Source organism: Streptomyces sp. NPDC013455, assembly GCF_040632975.1.
Classification (GTDB): Bacteria; Actinomycetota; Actinomycetes; order Streptomycetales; family Streptomycetaceae; genus Streptomyces.
This window is the reverse complement of record NZ_JBEYCX010000025.1, coordinates 85,168-104,352: the sequence shown is the minus strand read 5'-3', so window position 1 is coordinate 104,352 and position 19,185 is coordinate 85,168. Positions and strand designations below refer to the sequence as shown.

The following is a 19,185-nucleotide window of genomic DNA, read 5'->3' as shown; positions in this document are numbered from 1 at the left end:
AAAGTGTTGACGAAGAAACCCACCAGATCATCCAGCGCCTCGTCGGTACGCCCGGCGACGGGACTGCCGATCGGAATGTCCGTCCCCGCACCCGAGCGTGTCAGCACAGCGGCAAGCGCCGCCTGGAGCACCATGAAGAGCGTCGCCCCGCTCTGCCGCGCCAGCCCGAGCAGACCGGCATGCAGATCCGCGTCGATGCGGAACATGCACACCTCGCCCGCATAGGACGCCGTCTGCGGCCGGGCCCGGTCCGCCGGCAGCGTCACCTGCTCCGGCAACCCCGCCAACCTCTCACGCCAGTACGCAAGCTGACGCCCGAACACACTGTCCGGGTCACCCTCGTCACCGAGAAGCCGCCGCTGCCACAGCGTGTAATCCGCGTACTGCACCGGCAACGGCGCCCACGACGGAACACGACCCGCACGCCGATCCGTGTACGCCCTGGCCAGATCCCGCGCCAGCGGACCCAACGACCAGCCGTCCGCCGCGATGTGATGCACCACCAGCAGCAGCACCCACTCGTCCCGGCCCGTGGCGAACACTTCCGCCCTCAACGGAATCTCACGCGAGAGATCGAAGGCGTAACGCGCTGCCTCCCGCAACACCCCCGGCAACTCCTCCTCCGACACCTCACGCACCGGCAGCTCGACCCCAGCGGCATCCACAACCCGCTGATACGGCACCCCCTCCGATTCGGCGAACACCGTCCGCAACGCCTCGTGACGACCCACCACATCACCCAGCGCGGCCCGCAACGCCTCCACGTCCAACGCCCCCGACAACCTGAGCGCCAACGGCGAGTTGTACGTCGCCGACGGACCCTCCAGCCGATGCAGGAACCACAACCGCTGCTGAGCCGACGACAACGGCAGCAACACAGGACGCGCCACCCGCTCCAGCGCCATCTGGACCCGGCCCTGCCCCTCCCCCAGCACCACCGCCAACTCCGCCGGCGAAGGCGCCGCGAAGATCTGGCGCAGGAGCGCTTCCACGCCCAGTACCGAGCGGATGCGGCTGGTCAGCCGGGTGGCGAGCAGGGAGTGGCCGCCCAGATCGAAGAAGCTGTCGTCGGGTCCGACCCGCTCGAGGCCCAGGATGTCGGCGTACAGCTCGCACAGGATCTGCTCCTGCGGGGTGCGCGGCCGCCGGCCGTCCGAGACCATGACCTCCGGGTCGGGCAGCGCTCGGCGGTCGATCTTTCCGTTCGGGGTGACCGGAATCCGCTCGATCGGGGTGATCGTCGCCGGAACCATGTAGTCCGGCAGCTGTCCCTTCAGGGTCGCGCGCAGTTCGGAGACCAGTTCGCCGACCGTACGGGCCACCGCGGGCACGTTGGCCTGCTCGACGGCCTCGGCGGGGCGGTACACCTCGGCCAGCGGCTCCGCCTCGGCGGCGTCCGTCAGCACCACGTCGTAGGTGTTCCAGCGCTGCGACGACCAGGTCGGCACCGCCCGCATACCGTGTGCCGCCGCCCATTGCCGCACCGTCTCGGGCTCCAGCTCGGGCCCTGGCGGGGTCGGCACCGCGTCCGCGCCGTCCAGCGCCCGTATCGCGGCGACGCCGTCGGCCAGCCGGGGGTTCGGGATGTTCGTCACCCGTGCCGGGCCGGTCAGCCGGCCCAGATCGGTGATGTCGCGGCCCCATACGAGGACGGGCAGGTCGGCGAGCCGCCGCGCCGGTGCGGTGTGCAGGACGACCTCGTAGCGGTAGCCGGACAGTTCGGCCGACGCCCCGCCCGCCTTCAGCGACACCTCGACACCGGAGAGCGCCGGATGCTCGAAGGAGGTGAAGAACTCCGGAGCCAGCAGCAGTTCCTTCTCCACCGCGATCGCGCGCTCGACCGCCGCGCGCGCTCCTGAAGTGCCGCGGAAGTCGTGGACGGCAGTCTGGAACACACGGAGCAGTCCGTAGTGCCGGACATCGCCGACGATCACCCTGCCGCCGTCGGCGAGGAGATCCATGACCCGTGTCAGCACATCGCGCAGATAGTCGGCGCTCGGGAAGTACTGCACCACCGAGTTGATGACGACGGTGTCGAATCGGCTGCGGGGCAGCCCGGAGAGGTCGTGCGCCGCCTGGCAGGACAGCCGCACGTGATCCCAGCCGCGTTGGCGGGCGAAGTCACGGAGGCGGTCGACGGAGACCTGCGAGAGGTCGGTGCCCCAGTACTCGTCGACTTCGTCCGCCAGCGGGGTCATCAGCAGACCGGAACCCGCGCCGATCTCCAGGACCCGGGCGGGGCGGAACCGCAGCACTGCGTCCACCGCGGCGCGCTGCCATGCCCGCATCTCCTCGACGGGGATGGGGCCGCCGGTGAACGAGCTGTTCCAGCCCACGAAGTCGTTGCCCGCGTCCCCGGAGAAGCCGGTGTAGACCTGGTCGTAGAGGTCGTTCCACTCGGAGAGCTGATCGTCGAAGCCTTCGGCCGTCGCCCGCGCCGCCAGCACGGTGTACGCGGCCAGGGAGACGGCTCCCGAACGGTCCCGGCGCGGTACCACCACCGCCCGCTCCACCGACGGATGGTTCGCCAGGACGCGCTCGATCTCGCCTGGTTCGACGCGGAAGCCACGGATCTTCACCTGCTCGTCGGAGCGTCCCAGGTACTCCAGTTCTCCATCGGCGTTCCAGCGGACGACGTCGCCGGTCCGGTACATCCTCGAACCGGGGGTGCCGAACGGGTTCGCGACGAACCGTGACGCCGTCAGGCCGCCCCGGCCGAGGTAGCCCCTGGCCAGGCCCGCGCCGCCGATGTACAGCTCGCCCGGTACGCCGGGGGCGGCGGGCCGGAGGGTCTCGTCGAGGACGTGCAGTTCGGCGTCGAGCACCGGCCTGCCGATCGGTGCGCGCGCCTCGGTCAGCGGGAAGGTGTGCGAGGCGGCGACGGTGCACTCGGTCGGGCCGTAGGCGTTCACGAATTCGCGGCCCGGCAGCCACAGTCGCACGAGGTCGGGCGGGCATGCCTCCGCGCCGACGCTGAGCATGCGGAACTCGGGCAGCCGGCCGGCCGTCTCCGGTGCCAGGGTGCTCAGTGCGGACGGCGGGATGTGCGCGTGGGTGATGTGGTGCTCGGCGAGTGCCTGGGCGAGTTCGTCGCCGGCCAGACGGTGCTGGCCGGCGATGACCAGCCGGGCCCCGGAGCTGAACGCCCACACCATCTCCAGTACCGAGGCGTCCACGCTGGGCGACGACAGCTGGAGTACGCGGCTGTTCTCGTCCGCCGCGCAGCGTTGCCGCAGGGTCTCGGCGAAGGCCGCGAGGCCGCGGTGGGTCACCACGACGCCCTTGGGGCGGCCGGTCGAACCGGAGGTGTAGATGACGTACGCCGGGTGGTCGACGACCAGGGGGCGGACGCGGTGACGATCGGTGGGGTTGTCCTCCCGGCCCGGCCCACCGCGCATGAACCCGTCCTCGTCGACCATGACCAGTTCGCAGGTCAGGTCGGAGGGCAGGTCCTCGGCTGCGGCGCGGGAGGTCAGCACCAGCCGGGGGGCCGAGTCGGTGAGCACATGCCGGTTGCGGCCCGCCGGGAAGACGAGGTCCACCGGTACGTACGCAGCACCGGCCTTGAGCACTCCCAGCAGGACGGCGACCAGGCGGGCTGAGCGCGGCACCGCGATGCCGACCAGGTCTTCCGGGCCGATGCCCCGGTCGATGAGCCGGCCGGCGATGTGGTTGGCGTGCCGGTTCAGCTCGCCGTAGGTCCAGGTGTCGGCGCCGTCGCTCACGGCGACGGCGCCGGGGGTGGCCGCCGCCTGCCGTTCGAACAGTTCGCTGAACGTCAGCGGCTCGACGTCCCGCTCGTACCGGCGCCATCCGGCCAGCCGCGACTCGTCGTCGGGGGTGATGACGTCCAGGGTGTCGATCCGGCGGCCGGGGTCCGCCACGACCTGGCGGATCAGCCGGGTCCAGCGCTCGACGACGGCCTGCACCGTCGGCCGGTCGTAGAGGTCGGTGGCGTACTCCACCGTCCCGCCGATGCCGGCCGGGGTGCCGTCGGGTGCCGTGTTCTCCGTGACGCTCAGCGAGAGGTCGAAGCGGGCGGTACCGGTCGGTACCGCCTCGGCGCGTACCCGGAGTCCGGGCAGGTCGAACGGGACAGAGGTGTTGTTCTGCAGGACCAGGGCGACCTGGAACAGCGATTGGCGCCCGGCGCTCCGGTGCGGGTTGAGGCTCTCCACCAGGTGCTCGAACGGGATGTCCTGGTGGCTGTACGCCGCGAGGCTGGTGTCGCGCACCTGATCGAGCAGTTCCGCGAACCTCGGGGAGCCGGACGTGTCGGTGCGCAGCACCAGCATGTTGACGAAGAGTCCGACCAGGTCGTCGAGGGCGGGCTCGGACCGGCCGGCGACACCGGCGCCGATGGCGATGTCGGTGCCCGCGCCGAGCCGGGTCAGCAGGGCCGCGAGGGTCGCCTGCAGAACCATGTAGACGGTGGCGCCGTTGTCCCGGGCGAGTTCCGTGACCGCGGCGTGCAGTTCCGCGTCCAGGGTGATCGGGACGACGCCGCCCCGGTAGGTCGCCACGGCGGGGCGGGGCCGGTCGCCGTGCACGGTGATCTCGTCGGGCAGCTCGGCGAGTTGCCCGCGCCAGTACCGCAACTGCTCGTTCAGGAGGCCGGTCGGGTCGTTCTCGTCGCCGAGCAGCGCGCGCTGCCAGAGCGTGTAGTCGGCGTACTGGACCGGGAGCGGCAGCCACTGCGGTGCCGTGTCGTCGCGCCGCGCGGAGTAGGCGGTGACCAGGTCGCGGGCCAGCGGCGCCCCGGACCAGCCGTCACCGGCGATGTGGTGGATGACGAGCATCAGCACGGACTCGTCGGGGCCCAGGATGAGCAGTTCGGCCCGGATGGGGAACTGACGTGCCAGGTCGAATTCGTACCGCGCGGACCGGCGCAGTTCCTCGTCCAGGTCCGCCGCGTCGATCCGGCGGACGGGCAGGTCGGGACGTACCTCGTCGGGGTCGGCGATCCGCTGGTACGGCTGTCCGTCGGTCTCGGGGAAGAGGGTGCGCAGCGGTTCGTGCCGCCGGACGACGTCGGCCAGGGCCTCCGCGAGCGCGGCGGTGTCGACCACGCCGGTCAGGTGGAGGGCGAGCGGCATGTTGTAGGTCGCCGACGGGCCTTCGAGCCGGTGCAGGAACCACAGGCGTGCCTGTGCGAAGGACAGCGGGATCCGCTCGGGCCGTGGCAGCGGGGTCAGCTCCGCGCGGGCCGGGCTGGCCTCCTGCCGCTGGAGGTGTGCGGCGAGGCCCGCCGGGGTCGGCCTTTCGAAGAAGTCCCGCATGTCGACGTGGAGGCCGAGAGCGCCCCGGATCCGGCCGATGAGCCGGCCGGCCAGCAGGGAGTGTCCGCCCAGGTCGAAGAAGTCGTCGTCGAATCCGGTCTGGGGCAGTTCGAGGATCTCGGCGAACAGCGTCCGGAGCATGTCCTCCAGCGGGCTGCGCGCGGTCCGCTGGAGCCCGGCCGGGGTGTAGCGGGGGTCGGGGAGGGCGTCGCGGTCGACCTTGCCGTTCGGGGTCAGCGGCAGGCTGTCGAGGGGCACGACGCTCGCCGGGACGAGGGACGGCGGCAGTGTGGCGCGCAGTTCGTCGCGCAGCTCCGCCGCGCTCGTCGCGCTGGACGGGGACGGCACCACGTAGGCGACGAGGCGCGGTTCGCCGCGGGTGTCGGCGCGTACGGCGACGGCCGCGTCCACGAGGTCGGCCCGCCGCCGCAGCACCGCTTCGAGCTCGCCGGGCTCGACCCGGGCGCCTCGGATCTTGACCTGGTCGTCGGCGCGGCGCAGGAACTCCAGCCGTCCGTCCGGGTGCCGCACGCCGACATCGCCGGTGCGGTACATCCGTGCACCGGGCGGCCCGTAGGGGTCGGCGAGGAAGCGGGTGGCGGTCAGGCCGGGGCGGCGCAGGTATCCGCGTGCCACGTTGGCGCCCGCGACGTACAGCTCGCCCGGCTGCCCCGGGGCGCGGTGCGCGAGGGCGTCGTCCAGGACGTGGACGCGGGTGTGCTCGATGGGGGTGCCGATCAGGGCGCGGGTGCCGGTCAGTGGTGCGGTGAGGGTGGCGGCGACGGTGGTCTCGGTGGCGCCGTACCCGTTGATCAGCCGGCGCCCCGTCGACCAGCGGCGTACCAGCTCGGGCGGGCAGGTCTCGCCACCGATGTGCACGGTGGTCAGGCCGGGCAGCTGGTTCTCGGCGTCCGCCGGCAGTGAGGCCAGCACCGGTACCGGGAGCGTGACACAGGTGATCCGTTCCTCGCGCAGCACCCGGAGCAGGTCGTCGCCCACCAGTTGCTCGGCGCGGGGGACGACCAGGGTGCCGCCGGTGGCCACGGCGGTGAGCAGCTCCCAGATCGCCACGTCGAAGCCGAGCGACGCCAGCTGGAGCACGCGCGGGGTGTCGCCGGGGGCGTACTGGCCGGTGACGGTGTGGGCGAGGTTGACGGCGCTGCCGTGGCTGACGCCCACGCCCTTCGGTGTGCCGGTGGAGCCGGAGGTGTAGATGACGTACGCGAGGTGGTCCGCGGTGAGCGCGTGGACCCGGTCGTCGTCTCCGGGGTCGTCCTCTCGGTGTGCGGCCCACGCTGCGACGACGGACGGGTCGCCGATGTCGACGGCCCCGGGGAAGCCGGTGCCCGTGCCGTCGGTCAGGACCAGGCTGGGGGCGGCGTCGTCCAGCAGGTATCCGATGCGCTCTGCCGGCAGGACCGGGTCGAGCGGCAGATAGACGGCGCCCGCCTTGAGCGTGCCGAGCAGCGCGGCGACCTGGTCGAGGCCGCGCGGGAGGGCGACGCCCACCGTCCGCTCGGGCCCGACGCCCCGCCCGATCAGCCACCACGCGACGCGGTTGGCCGCCGCGTTCAGCTCCCGGTACGACCACGAGCGGCTCCCGTCGGTGATCGCCGGCGCGTCGGGGTGCGCCTCGACCATCGACTCGTACAGCCGGACGATTGTGTGCCGCGCGCCGGGCAGTCGAGTGGCGGCCGCTACATCAGCAGAGCTCATGCTCACTTCCATCGGGTCGTCGGGGCGGCGGATCGTGCTCGGAAACGGTCGTGCGGAAGGGTCGCGTTCAGGGACGGTCGAGCCGGCCGTGGTCGATCCGCAGCGGCGTGTGGTCGCGGCCGACGAGGTGATCGGGGCGCGGTGCGCCGACCGGGGACGGCGCGGCCGACACCGGGTTGTAGGTGCAGATCAGCAAACGGCGGGCGAAGGGGGAGACGTTGGTCCCGGAGCCGTGGACGATCTGCGGGCTGAACAGCAATACGCTGCCCCGCGCTCCCTTCGGGCTGACCATCTCGTGCTGCTTGACCAGATCGGCGAGTTCGACGGGGGTCAGGGAGTACTCGTCGGGGTCGATGTGGCCGGAACCGTGGTCCCGCGCGGACGCGCCGCGTTCCAGCGTGCCCAGCCGGTGCGAGCCGCGCAGGAAGACCACCGGGCCGTTGAACTCGGTGACGTCGTCGAGGAAGAGCGCGACGTTGACCTGGGAGGCGGCCCGCATGTTGTCGGCGTCGCGCCAGACGATGTAGTCCTGGTGCCACGCCCACTCCCCGCCGCCGAAGGCCTGCTTGGAGTTGACCTTCATCTGGTGGACGTACAGGTCGTCGTCGGCGATCTGCCGGGCCGGGCCGAGCAGCCGCTCGGTGCGCACCAGCCGTTCGAAGACCGGGTGGCGGGTGTGCGAGGCGTAGATCGACCGGGGGGTGACGCCATCGTTCTCGGTGATCAGCCGTGGGCCGGGCACGCGCTGGTCCTCTGCCAGCGCGTTGCACAGGTTCTCGACCTCATCGGCGGAGAACACGTTCTCCAGCAGGACGAATCCGTCGTTGTGGTAGCTGGCGAGTTGTTCCTCGGTGAGTCTCATGGGTTTCTCCGCGTGGACCTGGTCGGCAGGACGTGGTGACCGACGGTCGCGTCAGGTGCGGCGACCCGTGGTGTCGGATCAGTGGTGGCGGAAGGCGACGTGCAGGGAACGCGGACCGGCGACCCCGGGCGTGTCGTAGTAGTCGACGGGCGTGCCCGTCACCTCGAACCGGCTGAACCGGTCGAGCATCGCCTCCAGCGCGATGCCCAGTTCGAGGCGGGCCAGCGGGGCGCCCAGGCAGTAGTGGATGCCGTGGCCGAACCCCAGATGCCGACGGGTGTCACGGTGGATGTCGAACCGGTCGGCGTCGGTGAAGTGCTGTTCGTCGCGGTTGCCGGAGATGAACGACAGCGACACGAACTGGCCCGCCGGCAGCCGCTCCGTGCCGACCGTGACCGGGCGGGTGGTGACCCGCATGTTGCTGACGATCACCGGCCGGTAGCGAAGGGTCTCCTCGATGGCTCCCGGGATCAGTGCCCGGTCGGCGCGTATCGCAGCCTCCGCGGCGGGGTGCTCGGCGAGTGTCAGGACGATGTTCGCCAGCAGCAGCGTGGTCGTCACATGGCCGGCGAGCAGGAGGAGGTTGGCGAAGTTCACCACCTCCTCCTCGGTGAGCCGCTCCCCGTCGACCTCGGCCCGGGTGAGATGGCTGATCAGATCGTCCTGGGGGTCGGCCCGGCGTCGCCGGCAGTGGACCCTCAGGTGGTCCAGCAGTTCCTTCTGGGTGTCCGTCACGCGTCTGCGGACGGCCTCGTCCGTCAGGTCGCCCTTGTCGAAGGAGAGCAGGCGCTGTGCCCAGTCGCGGAACAGCTCTCCCTCCTCCTGCGGCAGACCGAGCAGCTCGGCGATCACCAGGACGGGCAGCGGATCGGAGAGATCGGCGACGACGTCCATCTCGCCGCGGTCGGCGACGGCGTCGAGCAGTCGATCCGTGATGGCCGCGATCCCGGGCCGCAGTCCCGCGACCGCGCGAGCCGTGAACGAGCGGCTGACCAGATCACGCACCAGGCGGTGCCGGGGCGGATCCATCGCCGTCAGGTTACCCGCGGTGAGATCACCGGTGCCCATCTCCCCGGGCAGATACCGCCACAGCTCCGACGAGAAGGTGGCCGGGTCGGCGGTGGCCCGTGTGATGTCACCGTGCCGGTAGAGCGTCCACACCCGGGTGAGGGGGTCGCGGTGCACCGGGTGGTGCGTCCGCATGTCCCGCAGCCACCGGTGCAGCGAGCGTCCGCCGTCGAGCGAGTACGCCGGGGCCGTCATGATGCCGATTCGGCGCGGACGCGTGCACGCACCGATTCACCGCATACGCGTATACCTGCCGAAGATCCGTCCACGCTCACATCGCCCCCGTCGTGCTTTCGGAAGATCTTCGGCAATCCTTCGCGACGACGGTCGCTCACCGCACCAGGGGAGCACCCCAGAACAACCCCAGGATGAGCCGGCACGGACGCTGCGTAGTCCAGGGTTGTGGGGGCGGGCCCGGACACGGAGGGTGGGGGCAGCGAGCGTATCCGGTGCAAACGGAGGGCATCCGTGAGTGGTCAGCCTGTCAGTGATCAGCAGCCGCCGCCCGATGTCCTCACCGACCCGCACGCCGTGTACACGCACATGCGGGAGCAGGCGGCCGCCTGTCCCATGCGCTCGCTCGACGGGTCGTTGATGTGGGTGGTCGGACGCCACGAGGGCGTACGGTCGGTGCTCGCCGACCCCCGGTTCGCGAACGATCCGGCCTCGGCTGGTGCACCGCTCATGCAGGTCAACGCGATGCGGAAGCTGGGTCTCGCCGAGGATCTCATCCCGTATCTCGCGGACACCCTCCTCGACAACGACGGCGCGGGCCACAGCCGGTTGCGGCGACTGGTGGCACCCGCGTTCACCGCGCGGCGGATCCTCGCCCTCCGTCCGCGTATCGAGCGGCTCACGGACGATCTCCTGGACGAGATGGCGGAACACGCCGAGGACGGTGTCGTCGACTTCCTCAGCCTGTTCGCCTATCCGCTGCCCATCACGGTGATCTGTGAACTCGTCGGCGTGCCGATGGCCGACCGGCCCGCCTGGCTGCGCTGGACCCACGCCCTGTCGTTCGAGCAGGAGAAACTGGGCGAGACGCTCGGACCGCTCGTGGACTACACACAGGCGCTGGTCGAACGGCGCCGAGCCCGGCCGGCGGACGACCTGATCAGCGAGCTGATCCGGGCGCAGGACGGTGACCGGCTCACCGACCGGGAACTGGTCACGATGGTGCTCAGCCTGGTCATCGCGGGACACGACACGACGGCCAACTTCCTCGCCAACGGCGTCTGGGCTCTGCTGACCCACCCCGACCAGCTGGCGCTGGTGCGCGCCGACCCGGAGCTGATGCCGCAGGCGGTGCACGAGTTGCTGCGGTGGTGCGGACCCGTCCTGGTGTCGCGGCTGCGGTACGTCACCGAGGACGCCGACCTCGGCTGGGCGTCGTTCCAGGCGGGGGACGCGGTGATGGCCGCGCTGAGCGGCGCCAATCACGACCCTCGGGAGTTCCCGGACCCGGAGCGCCTGGACGTCACCCGCCGGCACCGCACCCGCGGGGAGGCACATGTGTCCTTCGGGGCCGGCCCGCACTACTGCCTCGGCGCCGGCCTGGCCCGCCACCAGGCCGAGATCGCCCTCAGCCGATTGCTCACCCGTTGGCCCTCCCTGTCACTGGCCGTGAGCCCCGAGGAGTTGAACTGGCAGCCGGTGTCAGGCATGCGCAAGCTGGAGCGCCTGCCGCTGCTGCTGAACGGAGCCCAGCCGGGCAGGGTCTTACGGCCCGCCTGACCGCCCCGGGCCGGACGGCACGTCGCCTGTCGGCGGGGACACTGTGGCCCGGCAGCAGGTCCGCCTGGCGGGGACCCACGGGCCGGCAGCACGTCCGCCGGCGGCGAGGGTGCCGCTGACGCCAGGTGGTCTCACCGGTCGCCGGCGTCGGCCTCGTCCGGGTTCCGCGTCAGTCCTCCGGACACGGGGCGGGTCGCGTCGAGCCCTCGGTCGCGCCATCGTTCACTCTCGACGGGATCGAGGTGGCGGCCGGCCCAGTGGTCGAGGTCGTGGGCGTAGGCCTGCGGCGCGTAGGCGGCCTGCGGGATGGTCAGTTCCGGGAGGTCGTCTCCGGGCTCTTGCCGCATCGGCTGGGCCAGCCCTGCCTGCCAGCGCTGCTCCCGCGGCAGCCACCGCTCGGCGACGGACTCGGTGCGGATGCCCATCGCGACCGCGATGCCGGTCCAGTCGGTGCCGTTCTCCCGTGCGTGCAGGACGGCGGCTTCCACCAGTCTGTCGACGCACGAGCGCACCCGGAGGGCCTGGAGCAGCAGTTCCTGCGCGGTGTACCGGTCGTCGTCCAGGGTGGGAACCAGACGGAGTGCCTCGTCGACGGTGTCGCGGGCCCGGTCGGCGAGGACCAGACGGGCCAGCGCGGCGGTCGTGTAGGGGTTCGGTGGCCTATCGGACACGGACGGCTCCGAGTACGGGGTGCGGGGAAGGTGGGCCCGGACGGTGTGTCGGCACCGGGCGAGTCTAGTCCCGGGCCCGGTGGCGGTCGTCCTGCGTGCAGTCCGCCGTCACCGCCCGGCAGACCGCGGCCGGGTCCTCGTGCGGGAAGAAGTGGGTGCCGTCGAAGACGCGTATCCGGGCTTGCGGGGCCAGCTCCCGCCACCCCTCCAGCGACTCGGCCGGGACGTCGAGGTCCGCCGCGGCTCCGTACACCGAGACCGGCGACTTCAACGGGTGCGTGAAATCCGGGGTGTACCGCTCGATGAGATCCAGGTCGGCCCGCAGCCCGGCCAGGAGCTGCGGGCCGAACTCGGGGTCGGTCAGGAGGCTTTCGTCCGTGCCGCCGAGCCGTCGGACATAGGCGGTCATGTGCTCGTCGGAGGCGCTGAGCACATCGGGTGGAAAGGTCCGCCGGGAGCCGGGAGGCGCGGCGGCGCACAGCACCGTGAGCTCCGGGAGCGGCCCGGCCGAGTCCTCCAGCAGGCGCAGCGTCTCCGCGGCGATCAGCGCGCCGAGGCTGTGGCCCAGCAGGATCCACGGCTCCGGCAGTTCGCGCACCGCGCTCGCGAGGGCGGCGGCGCGGCATCCGATTCCGGAGCGGCCGTCCGATCCGGCGGGCCGGTCCCAGTGCACGGCCCGGACCGCGAAACCGCGCGGGCCGAACACCCGGTGCCAGGAGTGGAAGGCCACGGCGCTGCCCCCGGCGTGGGGCACGCAGACCAGTGTCCGGTCCGCCCTCGGCCGCTCGGTGCCCATCGTGACGAGCGCCGCCTGCTCGACGTTCATCGGCCTGCCTCCTCGGCGGTCATCGGCCGGCCTCCCCGTGGGCGTCGTACGTCACGACCGGTTGCCGGCTGTGCTCGGCCCGGTAGGCGTGGACCTCGTACATCTCGGTGCCCCGCAGCGCGGGGTCCTGCCGCACGCGCAGGGAGAAGCCCACCTCCCGCAGCAGCTCGCTCAGCCGTGCGAGCCGGTCGCCCTCGTCGTGGACCTCGGCCACGACCGCGCCGATACGCGGCCAGTCGGCGGCGTCGACCCCGCGCAGGACGTCGAGTTCCGCGCGTTCGACATCGACCTTGAGCAGTGCGACGGATCGGAGGTCGTGCTCGCGCATGAGGTCGGAGACGGTGGTGACCGGAACCTGGATGGTCCGGCCCTCGTGCAGTCCGTCGATCATCATGTCGACGGCCTCCTCGTCGAGACCACCGTGGCGCAGGAAGGTCCTGGTGAGGGCGTCGTCGGCCGCACGGTCGGCGTAGAGGCCGGAGTTGCCGGGGGCCGCCGGGTAGTAGGTGAAGTCCTGGACACCGGGCACGGCTCCCACGGCGGTGCACACCGGGGTCGCTGCCGGGACATGGCGGGTGAGGTTGTCCCGCAGACAGGCGAAGACGTCGGGTACGGGTTCGGCGGAGACGATCCGCAGTGTGGGCTGCGCGTCGGCGAACGCGATCGACACCAGCCCGATGTTGGCGCCGATGTCGAGAACCGTGTCGTGGGGGCGCAACCGGCGTGCGGCAAGCCCGTACAGGCCGTCGCCCGTGGCCTCCCGCCAGATGAGCAGCGCCTCAGCGGGGCTGGTGCACGACACCCGTCGGCCGTCCGGGAGGCTCACCTCCCGCCGCATCGCGCCGGATACGTCGTGCGCGGTCCGTTCCTCGCTCATGGTCGCTTCCTCCGGCTCGCGCGGTGGGTCAGGCGGCGACGAGTCGCACGGGCAGCGCGTCGTAGCCCCAGATCAGGATCGACCGCGTCCGCTGCGGCGGGCCGGTCAACTCGGCGTCGCGGACCCGTCGCAGCAGTTCCTCGAAGAGGACGGTGAGTTCCCGGGTCGCGAGTGCCGCGCCGAGGCAGTAGTGGACGCCGGCCGCGAAGGCGAGGTGGGGGTTGGGACGGCGGGTCACGTCGAATCGGTCGGGATCCTCGAACACGGTGTCGTCGCGGTTGCCGGCCGCCAGCCACAGCGCGACCTGGTTTCCAGGGGCCAGCGCGTGGCCGGCGACCTCGACCGGGGCGGTGGCGGTGCGCAGCACGTGCATGGCGGGGCTGGTGAACCGCAGGATCTCCTGCACGGCGGTCGGCAGCAGTTCCGGATCCTCGCGCAGCATCGTCCACTGTGCCGGATGGCGCACCAGCGCCAGCAGGCCGCCGACGCTCGCGTGCCGCGTGGTCTCGTTGCCTCCCGAGACGAGCCCGTCGCAGTTGAGGAAGATCTCCTCGTCGGTGAGGGGAACGCCGTCGACCGTGCCGTGCGCCAGCGCGGTGACGATGTCCTCCTGGGGTTCGCGTCGGCGGCGGGCCAGCAACTCCTCGTAGTACGACAGGATGTCCGCGTGCGCCTCGGCCGACGCGAGCGGGTCGGCCGCCGGTCGCCCTCCCTCGCCGAAGGCCACCATGGTGCGATCCAGCATGAAGTCGCGGTCGCCGGGCGGCACTCCGAGCATGTCGCAGATCACCGAGAGCGGCAGCCGGGCCGCGATGTCGGTGAAGTCGCACTCGCCGGCCTCCAGGGCCTGGTCCAGTACGGCGGTGACCGTCTCGCGCATGCTCTGCTCCAGCCGGGCCACCATGCGCGGGGTGAAGGCGCCGCTGACGATCCGCCGGATCCCGCCGTGGCGCGGCGGATCGGTGATGATCAGCATCTTGCCCGAGGCCGCCGCCGTCGCCGCGGGGTTCTGGTCCAGCCGCATGCCCTGTTGGGAGGTGAAGTGCCGGGTGTCCTTGACGACCCGGGAGATCTCCGTGTGCGACAGCACGGCGTGGAACCGGCGGCCGTCGTACTCGCCCTCGTGCACGGGGGCGCTGCGCCGCATCCGCTGCCAGAGCTCCTCGGGGTGTCCGTGGGCGTAGAGGTCTGGGTCGCAGAGCTCCAGCGAGGAAAGCGCGGTGACCGGCCGACCACGTGGCATACCGAAAGCTCCTGGGGTGAGGGGACGAGCCGAGTGTGTCCGACACCCGCGCCAGGCAGAACCCCAGTGTTCTCCATGCCTCGTCCGCCCCGATTCCAGGGGGCGTCGCAAAAACTCTGGGGTGCGGACACGACCGGCGGCGACGCGGCCCGGCACCCATCCCGCACGGAATTGCGGAGGGCGAGGAGCACACCGACTAACGGGTTTCTTATTTCGGGACGAAGGCCGTTGAGCGCCACCTGTCCAGAACCATCCTGGACGCTCGCGCAGAGGTCGTGTAGTCTCGGATTCCTTCACGCGTTCAAGTAAATAGCAGTGAGATGTTCTCGGCCAGGCGATACGGGGAAACGCTGACCGTGGTAATCAATGTATGCGACAGAACGCGCACCGAACTTCTCGAACGGCAAGCTGAAATATCCGCGATCGAGAAAAGGCTCGACGATCTACGCAGCGGATACGGTGGAGTCATAGCGGTCGAAGGCGCACCGGGCACGGGCAAGTCGAGCCTCCTTCACCACCTGCACTGCAAGGCAGTCGACAGCAAGTTCCTGGTACTCCATGCGAGAGGCAACGAATTCGAGGCCTCGTTCGCCCTGGGAGCAGTCGCGCAACTGATTGAATCCATGGTCGAGGACCCCCCGGACGGGGAACTGTCCGCCCGACTGCACGCATCGCGCATTGCGCACCTGCTGCACGGCGAATTACCCGAGGAGGCGCGCCCGACGGAATGGCGCGCACTGCTCCACGAATTACACCAGGTGTTTCTGGATCTCGCCGGTGACCGGCGCCTCGTCCTCCTGGTGGACGACGCGCAACTGGCCGATCTGCCCTCGTTACGGTTCCTCAGTTACCTCGCCGCCCGGGTCGGGCGGAGCCCCATCGTGCTGACCGTCGCCATGGAACCCCGGGGTCCCGGTCCGGCCGCCGATCTGCTGAGCGCCGTGGTCACCTCGTTCGAGTCGACCGTGCTCCGGCCGGCGCCGCTGAGCCTGCGGGCCCTGGAACAGGTCGTCACGGAGACCATCGGCGGACCCGACCCCTCGGCGATCGCCGAGTCACTCTTCGAGGCGACCGACGGCAACCCGATGCTGGTGCGGGCGGTGCTCGACGAAGCCGCCACCGGGACCGGGCGGGCGGCCGGGACCAGCCTGGACCGGCTGACCGAACGCGCCCCCCGCAGTCTCATACGCTGGATCGTCCGCAAGCTGCGCAGCCTTCCGGAGCCGTCCCTCGAACTGGCACAGGCGGTGGCGGTGCTGGGCCGTGCGACGGAGCCATGGGTGGTGGAGCGGACCACCGGCCGCGCCGAAGCCGGGGTCGACAAGGCGCTCGCCGCGCTGATCGACGCGGAGATCCTGGTGAACGGACCGGTACTGCGGTTCACCCATCCGCTGGTGTGTACGGCGGTCCAGGACAGCACCCCGCTGGTCACCCGCAGCCAGTTGCACGCCCGCGCGGCGCGTGCGCTGGCCACCACCGGGGCCTCACCGGAGCAGATCGCCGGCCATCTGCTGGAAGCGCCGGCACGGGCCGACCAGCGGACCGTCAGAAGTCTGCTCGACGCCGCCGCAGCAGCGACCGCGCGGGGCGAGCCGGACGCCGTGTCCTATCTGCGCCGCGCTCTGCGCGAGCCCCCGGCCGACCGCGATCTGCCGATGGTCCTGAGCCGCCTCGGCACAGCGGAGCTGTCCGTCGACCACGAGGCGGCCGCCGCACACCTCGGGAAGGCCCTGGAGCACACCTCCGCACCGGACGCGCGCGGCGCCGTCGCACGCGACCTGGCCTGGGCGCTCGCCGCCGGCTTCCGATTCGAGGAAGCCGTCACCGTACTGGCCGACACCATCGTCGGACTCCCGGCGTCGGACACTCTCGGAGACCTGTACGACGCGCTCTCCTGGATCGGCAGGTTGTCCCCCGGCGCCCGTGACCTCAGGCGGCAGCGCCTGGCCCAGATCGAGGAGCGGACGGCCGGAACAGGCTTCCCCGGCACCGTTCACGGCCTCCTCGAACACCTGTGGAACGGCACGGACGCCCGGCGGATGGCGGACTCGGCCGACCAGGTACTGCGCCGGGCGGGCCTGTCCGCCGAGAACGGCGTCGGCTGGAGCGCGGCCCTCACCGCGTCCTGGTCCCTGGCGATCTGCGACCGGCTCCCACAGGCGCGACGCGCCCTGCGGACGGTGACGGACGAGTCCCGGCGCCGGGGAGGCCATCTCTTCCACCTGGACCACTGCCTGCGGGCCTACGTCGAGCTGCAGCTCGGTCAGGTGTCCGCCGCCGCCGAACTCGCCGCGACGGCGCTGGAGGCGAGCGAGTCAGCGGGCCGCCCCACGATCGCGCAACCGATCGCGGCGGCAGCCCTGGTCGAGTCGCTGATCGAGCTGGGTGAACTGGAGCGGGCCACCACCGAACTGTCGAGCCGCGAGTTGCTGCACGCCGAGAGCGACACCGCCGTCCACCTCCCTCTGCTGCGCGCCCGTGGACGGCTACGGCTCGCACTCGGGCAGACCGACGCCGGGGTGGCCGACCTGCTGAGGGGACGAGGACTCGACGCGGAACTCGGCCCGACGGCCGCTTCGGTGGGTATGTGGGCCCCGCTCGTCACGGCCCTGCACCGCAGTGGACGGGTGCGGGAGGCACAGGAGTTGGGCAAGGAGGAACTCGCCCGTGCGCACGGCTTCGGAGCGGCCCGTCCCCTTGCCGTGGTGCTGCGGACCCTGGCCGCGACCGCGACCCCGGACCGCGCCCTGCGGCTGCTGGAAGAGGCCGTCGACCTGCTGGACGGCTCACCGGCCCTCCTCGAACGGGCCCGCACCCTCTACGCCCACGGCAGGCTGCTGGGCAGGGCCGGCAAGTCCTCGCCGGCACGCGCGCAACTCCGGCTCGCCGTCGAACTCGCCGCAGAGTGCGGGGCGTACCCACTGCACGGCCGGGCCCGGGAGGAGCTGCTGTCACTCGGGGTCCCGGCCCGCGGCCCGGGTCGCCGCAAGCGGTCCCCGTCCACGCTGACGCCCTCCGAGGAACGGGTGGCGGCCCTCGCCGCCGATGGCCTGAGCAACCGGGACATCGCCCAGACGCTCTTCGTGACGGTCAAGACAGTGGAGTGGCACCTCACCCAGGCGTACCGAAAACTCGGCATCGTCTCCCGGGAGGACCTCTCCCGGGCGCTCGAGACATCGGCTGCGGAGCACCGCTGAAGTTCCCCCGCGCTCCTGGACCCGGTTCCGTTCCGTCACGCGGCGAGGGCGTGTTTGTCCCGTTTCGCGGGGGCGTCGGCGAGTCTCGTGGTTGAGCGTGGAGACACGGGACCAGTCCTGCATCGACCGCTGGATCGGAGAGCAGGAGCGGCGGGCGGCGGCGCGGCGCCGGGGTGAGCGGATGCGGCCTGCCCTGAAGTGACCCGGCATGGTGGCCGCGCGCATAACCAACCCCCGAACTATGTTGCCCCACCACATGTGCCCATGACCTGCATCTTCCTACCGTGTGCCGACACGTACCCGTCCCCACCGCACACGAGGAAGTGGCGCACATGGCCTCCGGAACGACCGCTCCCCCACCCCCCGCCAGCCTCCCCAGGATCGTCGCCGCCAGCCTCATCGGGACCACCATCGAGTGGTACGACTTCTTCCTGTACGGCTCGGCCGCGGCGCTGGTGTTCAACAAGCTGTTCTTCCCGAACTCCGATCCTCTCGTCGGGACGCTGCTGTCGTTCCTGACGTACGCCGTCGGGTTCGCGGCCCGCCCGCTGGGAGCGCTGGTCTTCGGGCACTACGGTGACCGGCTGGGGCGCAAGAAGCTGCTGGTGCTGAGCCTGCTGCTGATGGGCGGGGCGACCTTCGGCATCGGTCTGCTGCCCACGTACGACACCGTCGGGACCGCCGCGCCGGTGCTGCTCACCATGCTGCGGCTGGTGCAGGGCTTCGCGCTCGGTGGTGAGTGGGGCGGCGCCGTCCTGCTGGTGTCGGAGCACGGGGACGCGCGCCGGCGCGGCTTCTGGGCCTCGTGGCCGCAGACCGGCGCACCGGCCGGGCAGCTCCTCGCGACCGGCGTGCTGTCGCTGCTCACCGCCGTACTGTCCGACGACGCCTTCGGCTCCTGGGGATGGCGCATCCCGTTCCTGCTCTCCGGAGTGCTCGTGCTCGTCGGTCTGTGGATCCGCCTGTCCGTCGACGAATCGCCCGTCTTCAAGGAGGCGCTGCGGCGGGCCGAGTCGCACCGGGACGACGTGGACGAGAAGCCGCCCCTGGTGTCGGTGCTGCGGTACCACTGGCGGGACGTGCTCGTCGCGATGGGCGCCCGTATGGCGGAGAACATCAGCTACTACGTGATCACCGCGTTCATCCTCGTCTACGCCACCACCTCGGCCGGCGTCTCCAAGCAGACCGCGCTCAACGCCGTACTCATCGGCTCCGCCGTGCACTTCGCCGTCATCCCGGGCTGGGGCGCGCTCTCCGACCGGGTGGGCCGGCGGCCGGTGTACCTGCTCGGCGCGGCCGGCGTCGGTCTATGGATGTTCCCGTTCTTCTCTCTGGTCGACACCGGCGCCTTCGGGTACCTGGTGCTCGCCGTGACCGTCGGGCTGGTGCTGCACGGCGCCATGTACGCGCCCCAGGCCGCGTTCTTCTCCGAGATGTTCGGCACCCGGATGCGGTACTCGGGCGCGTCCATCGGCGCCCAGTTCGCCTCCGTGGCGGCCGGTGCGCCCGCCCCGCTCATCGCCACCGCGCTGCTGTCCGACTACGACAGCTCCACCCCCATCGCCCTGTACGTGATCGCCGCCGCGGTGCTCACCCTGATCGCGGTGGCTCTGGGGCGGGAGACCCGGCACCGTGATCTCGCCCAGGTCGCGGGCGGGGACGGGGAACCCGCCGAGGCGAGCCCTGCCGTCGAGGCGCGGACCGGCTGACCG

At 71.5% G+C, this 19,185-nt stretch carries 10 protein-coding genes; 3 read left to right on the top strand and 7 right to left on the bottom strand.

Annotation, left to right across the window (positions count from 1 at the left end; translation table 11 throughout):
* The 3 genes from ABZ576_RS30655 to ABZ576_RS30645 form a co-directional block, all read right to left on the bottom strand.
* Positions 1-6,995, bottom strand: a 6,995-nt coding sequence (locus ABZ576_RS30655) for an amino acid adenylation domain-containing protein (protein ID WP_360748016.1), incomplete at its 3' end; no start/stop codon positions are given.
* 67 nt (positions 6,996-7,062) lie between these two features.
* Positions 7,063-7,857: a phytanoyl-CoA dioxygenase family protein gene (locus ABZ576_RS30650; protein ID WP_360748013.1), complete on the bottom strand. Its 795-nt coding sequence runs from the start codon at positions 7,855-7,857 to the stop codon at positions 7,063-7,065.
* Between the two features lie 78 nt (positions 7,858-7,935).
* The gene (locus tag ABZ576_RS30645) at positions 7,936-9,120 is read right to left on the bottom strand and encodes a cytochrome P450 (protein ID WP_360748010.1); all 1,185 of its coding nucleotides are present in this window, start codon (positions 9,118-9,120) and stop codon (positions 7,936-7,938) included.
* Between the two features lie 273 nt (positions 9,121-9,393).
* Here ABZ576_RS30645 and ABZ576_RS30640 point away from each other — a divergent pair, with 273 nt between their 5' ends.
* Positions 9,394-10,659, top strand: coding sequence for a cytochrome P450 (locus tag ABZ576_RS30640; RefSeq protein ID WP_360748007.1), 1,266 nt, complete (start codon positions 9,394-9,396; stop codon positions 10,657-10,659).
* Between the two features lie 131 nt (positions 10,660-10,790).
* Here the strand turns inward: ABZ576_RS30640 and ABZ576_RS30635 are convergent, their stop codons facing one another.
* The 4 genes from ABZ576_RS30635 to ABZ576_RS30620 all read right to left on the bottom strand — a co-directional run bounded on the left by ABZ576_RS30635 (position 10,791) and on the right by ABZ576_RS30620 (position 14,276).
* Positions 10,791-11,330, bottom strand: a complete 540-nt coding sequence (locus ABZ576_RS30635; RefSeq protein ID WP_360748004.1) for a hypothetical protein — start codon at positions 11,328-11,330, stop codon at positions 10,791-10,793.
* A 64-nt stretch (positions 11,331-11,394) separates the two neighbouring features.
* The gene (locus ABZ576_RS30630; RefSeq protein ID WP_360748001.1) at positions 11,395-12,156 is read right to left on the bottom strand and encodes an alpha/beta fold hydrolase; all 762 of its coding nucleotides are present in this window, start codon (positions 12,154-12,156) and stop codon (positions 11,395-11,397) included.
* Between the two features lie 19 nt (positions 12,157-12,175).
* Positions 12,176-13,033, bottom strand: coding sequence for an FkbM family methyltransferase (locus tag ABZ576_RS30625; protein ID WP_360747998.1), 858 nt, complete (start codon positions 13,031-13,033; stop codon positions 12,176-12,178).
* A gap of 28 nt (positions 13,034-13,061) precedes the next feature.
* Positions 13,062-14,276 carry a cytochrome P450 gene (locus tag ABZ576_RS30620; RefSeq protein WP_360747995.1) on the bottom strand — a complete coding sequence of 405 codons (1,215 nt, stop codon included), beginning with the start codon at positions 14,274-14,276 and terminating at the stop codon, positions 13,062-13,064.
* A gap of 320 nt (positions 14,277-14,596) precedes the next feature.
* Between ABZ576_RS30620 and ABZ576_RS30615 the strand changes: the two genes are divergently transcribed.
* Both ABZ576_RS30615 and ABZ576_RS30610 read left to right on the top strand, forming a co-directional pair.
* A complete protein-coding gene (locus ABZ576_RS30615) occupies positions 14,597-17,473 on the top strand; it encodes an AAA family ATPase (RefSeq protein ID WP_360747992.1) in 2,877 nt (958 codons plus the stop codon).
* A 332-nt stretch (positions 17,474-17,805) separates the two neighbouring features.
* On the top strand, positions 17,806-19,182 hold the full coding sequence (locus ABZ576_RS30610) for an MFS transporter (RefSeq protein WP_360747989.1): 1,377 nt from the start codon (positions 17,806-17,808) through the stop codon (positions 19,180-19,182).
* The last annotated feature ends 3 nt before the right edge of the window (positions 19,183-19,185 follow it).